Source organism: Streptomyces sp. NPDC058662, assembly GCF_042716255.1.
Taxonomy (GTDB): Bacteria; Actinomycetota; Actinomycetes; order Streptomycetales; family Streptomycetaceae; genus Streptomyces.
Genome location: NZ_JBHXRU010000194.1, coordinates 1 through 4064 on the forward strand (window position 1 = coordinate 1; position 4064 = coordinate 4064).

Consider the following 4064-nt stretch of genomic DNA (forward strand, 5'->3'; position numbering starts at 1 on the left):
GACCCGGAGGCCGCGTCGCCGGGCCCGCGGCCGTCCGCGGAGCCGGCGCCCGGGGCCGCGCCGTCCGCGTCGCCGTCCACCCCGCCGTCCTCGCCGCCGTCTCCGTGGGGACGCCCCGAGGGTCCCGCGCGTCCCGAGGACACCGCGCGTCCCGAGCCTTCCCGGCCTTCCGAGCCGGAGGCATCCGCGCCGTCGGTGAGCGTGTCGCCGTCGGCGCCCGGCCGGAGGACTGCCGTTCCGCAGTCACCGTCCGCCGGGCCCGTCTGAGGCCGGGGTCCACGCCGGCGGCCCCGGCGTGATCCGCCGGGCACCCCTCAGGGCGCGACCGGGGCCGTGTTCTCCACCACCGCGACCAGCGGGGCCAGTTCAGGGTTGCGCGCGGCCTCGTCCAGGGCCTCGCGCAGGGCCGCGGCGTTCGTGGGCCTGGCCTGCGCCAGAAGGGCCAGTCCGGCCTCGCTGACATCGGTGTAGATGCCGCGCCGGTCGGTCGCGCAGATGTAGCGGCTCAGCAGCCCGCGGTCCTCCATCCGGCTGACCAGGCGGGTCGTCGCGCTCTGGCTGAGGACCACGGAGTCGGCGACCTGCGCCATCCGCAGGTGCCCGTTCGGCTCGCTGTGCTGACGGCTGAGGACGTCGAGCAGCGAGTACTCGCGCACGCTCAGGCCGTGCCGCGCCTGGAGGGCCCGCTCGATGTGCGACTCGATCCGGTCGTGCAGGACGGAGAGGGCGCACCAGCCCTGGGCAAGAGCGGTCAGCGCACTGTCCGTGGCCGTCATGGCTGCTCCTTCATGCCTGCACCCGCATGCCGGGCGGCCTGCGGTTCCGTGCCTTCACCCCAGGATAGGCCACCGGCGAAATAGTAGGCGTTTGCATATAACCCGCGTCAGCAACTAACGTGGAGATGTGCGGCGCGGCCCCCACCGTCCCGCGCCCGGCAGCGGCCCCCTTCCGCCGCGCCCGTCCTCCCCCTCCCCACCCCCAAGGACACCTCCATGCCTCTCGCACTGCTCGCCCTCGCCATCGGGGCCTTCGGGATCGGCACCACCGAATTCGTGATCATGGGCCTGCTCCCCGAGGTCGCCGGAGACTACGGCGTCTCGATCCCCACCGCGGGCTTCCTGGTCACGGGCTACGCCCTCGGCGTCGTCCTCGGCGCCCCGCTCATGACCGTCCTGGGCACCCGCGTCCCGCGCAAGCGCATGCTGATGATCCTCATGGGCCTGTTCATCGCGGGCAACGTCCTCTCCGCGCTCGCCCCCGCCTTCGAGACCATGCTGGCCGGCCGCGTCGTGGCCTCCCTGGCCCACGGGGCCTTCTTCGGTATCGGCGCGGTCGTCGCCGCCGAACTCGTGGCGCCCGAGAAGAAGGCCGGCGCCATCGCCATGATGTTCACCGGCCTGACGGTGGCCAACGTCGTCGGCGTCCCGCTCGGCACCCTGGTCGGCCAGACCCTGGGCTGGCGCGTCACCTTCCTGATCGTCGCCGCGCTCGGCGTCCTCGGCCTGCTCGGCATCGCAAGGCTGGTACCCGACCTGCCGCGGCCCGAGGGCGGCGTCCGCATCTGCCGCGAACTGGCCGCCTTCCGCAACGTCCAGGTGCTGCTGGCCATGGCGATGACCGTCCTCGGCTTCGGCGGCGTCTTTGCCGCGATCACCTACATCACCCCGATGATGACCGAGGTCGCGGGCTTCGCCGACACCTCCGTGACCTGGCTGCTCGTCCTCTTCGGCCTCGGCATGGTCGCCGGCAATCTGATCGGGGGCCGCTACGCGGACCGCGCGCTCATGCCGATGCTGTACGTGTCCCTGGGCGCGCTGGCGCTCACCCTCGCCCTGTTCACGGTCACCGCGCACAGCAAGGCCGGCGCCGCCGTCACCGTCGTCCTCATCGGCGCCCTCGGCTTCGCGACCGTACCGCCGCTCCAGAAGCGGGTCCTCGACCAGGCTGCCGGCGCGCCCACCCTGGCCTCCGCCGTCAACATCGGCGCCTTCAACCTCGGCAACGCCCTCGCGGCCTGGCTCGGCGGCCTCGTGCTCGCCGCGGGCCTCGGCTGGACCGCTCCGAACTGGGTGGGCGCGGCCCTCGCCGCCTCCGCCCTGCTGCTCGCCCTCGTCTCCGGCGCGCTGGAGCGCCGTACGGCGGCCCGCGCGAGCCGCACCGGCCGGATCGTCACGGGCGGCGCACCCGTCGCCGCGCCCCCCACCGAGGCCGCGCCCGCCGCCGGGGCCGTACGCGCCTGATCACCAGCGCCCCCCCGCATGCGGGGACCGCGACCGGGACCACGACGTTGCCGCCGCGCTCGGCGCCCCTCCTCCCCTCCCGGTAGCGCGCCCGTGTCCCGCGTGCCAGGTTGGTACGGGGGACATGGACGCATGATGAGGAACACGAAGCGGTACACGAGGGTCCACGTCATCGCGACGGCTGCGGTCGCCGCGCTGGTCACCCTTGCAGTGCCCGGCTGCACGGCCGCCTCCGACGAGCCCGCGGCCCCCACCTCGCCGGCCAGCGCCCCGGCCGGGGCGGCGAGCACCGCGGCGCCCGGCGACCCGGCCGGTCCGGGTGCCGCCACCGCCCCGCGCGAGCCCGTACCGAGCCCGTCGTACCCCCTCTCGGCCGCCCCGCGCACCGTCCCCGCCGTACGCGAGCACACGCCTGCCCGGGGCCCCGGCTGGAAGCCCGCCCCCGGCGCCCGCGTGGTCGTGGCCCAGGGCGACACGGCCGCGCTGTCCGACGAGGGCCGCCTGCTGGCCGGTGAGCTGGGCATCGCCTTCGCCGACGCGCAGGCCCCCCGGGACGGCGACGTCGAGCTCGACCTGGGAGCGGCGGGCTCCGGGCCGCCCGAGTCGTACACCCTCACGGTGAACGGCGGCCGGGTACGGGTCACGGCGCCCGACGAAGCCGGGGTCTTCTACGGGACCCGGACCCTCAAGCAGGTCGTGAGCAGCGGCGGTTCGGCTCCCGAGGGCACCGTGCGGGACGGGCCCGCCAAGCCCCAGCGCGGTCTCAACCTCGACATAGCGCGCAAGCACTTCACCCCCGGCTGGATAGAGGACCGGCTGCGGGAGATGGCCGACCTCAAGCTCAACCAGCTCGGCCTGCACTTCTCCGACGACCAGGCGTTCCGGATCGAGTCCGACAGCCACCCGGAGATCGTCTCCACGCCGCACCTCACCAAGGCCCAGGTCAGGAGCATCACGGCCCTCGCCGCCCGGCTGCACATCACGGTCGTCCCCGAGATCGACTCGCCCGGCCACCTCGGCGCCGTCCTGCGCGCCCACCCCGATCTGCAACTGCGCGACGTACAGGGCAGGGCGATCGCGGGCGCCGTCGACATATCCAACCCGGCGTCGGCCCGGCTCATCGACGAACTGCTGCGCGAGTACCTGCCGCTGTTCCCGGGCGGAGCCTGGCACCTGGGGGCGGACGAGTACCAGGCGCTCGTCGTACGCGACCCGCAGGCCTCCTTCCCGCAGCTCGCGCGCGCGGCGCAGCAGCGGTACGGGCCGACGGCGCGCGTCCAGGACCTGGCGACGGGCTGGCTCAACGACCGGGCCGACGTGGTGCGGCCTTCGGGCAAGGCGCTCAAGGCCTGGAACGACGGCTTCTTCCGCGGCGGGGTGACCAGTGCGGCCAAGGACATCCAGGTCGAGTACTGGACCGGCAAGGAGATAGGCGCCCGCCCGCCGCTGGAGTACCTGCGCGAGGGCCGCAAGGTGGTCAACCTCAACGACGAGTACCTCTACTACGTGCTCGGCGAGCCGAACCAGTTCACCTACCCGACCGGTCGGCGGATCTACGAGGAGTGGACCCCGCTGGTGCTGCGGGGCACCTCCCCCGTGCCGGCCGGGTACGCGGACCAGATCCTCGGCGCCCGCCTAGCCGTCTGGTGCGACCTGGCCGGGTCCCAGACCCAGGCGCAGGTCGCCGCGGGCATCGGGCTGCCGCTGGCCGCGCTCTCGCAGAAGGTCTGGGACGAGCGCGCGCCCCGGATGCCCTGGACCGAGTTCAAGGCCCTCGCCGACCGCCTCTGAACCCCTCGCCGCTCCCGGTGACCGCCTCGGGCC

3 protein-coding genes are annotated in these 4064 nt (G+C 74.3%); 2 read left to right on the top strand and 1 reads right to left on the bottom strand.

The window, feature by feature from the left end; genetic code table 11:
* Positions 1 to 314: 314 nt before the first annotated feature.
* A complete protein-coding gene (locus ACFWUQ_RS31220) occupies positions 315 to 776 on the bottom strand; it encodes a MarR family winged helix-turn-helix transcriptional regulator (protein WP_384544747.1) in 462 nt (153 codons plus the stop codon).
* A gap of 216 nt (positions 777 to 992) precedes the next feature.
* On the opposite strand from ACFWUQ_RS31220, the gene ACFWUQ_RS31225 reads away from it, so the two are divergent.
* Together ACFWUQ_RS31225 and ACFWUQ_RS31230 are read left to right on the top strand one after the other, a co-directional pair.
* Positions 993 to 2240 carry an MFS transporter gene (locus ACFWUQ_RS31225; protein ID WP_384544749.1) on the top strand — a complete coding sequence of 416 codons (1248 nt, stop codon included), beginning with the start codon at positions 993 to 995 and terminating at the stop codon, positions 2238 to 2240.
* A 135-nt stretch (positions 2241 to 2375) separates the two neighbouring features.
* Positions 2376 to 4031, top strand: a complete 1656-nt coding sequence (locus ACFWUQ_RS31230) for a glycoside hydrolase family 20 protein (protein ID WP_384544751.1) — start codon at positions 2376 to 2378, stop codon at positions 4029 to 4031.
* The last annotated feature ends 33 nt before the right edge of the window (positions 4032 to 4064 follow it).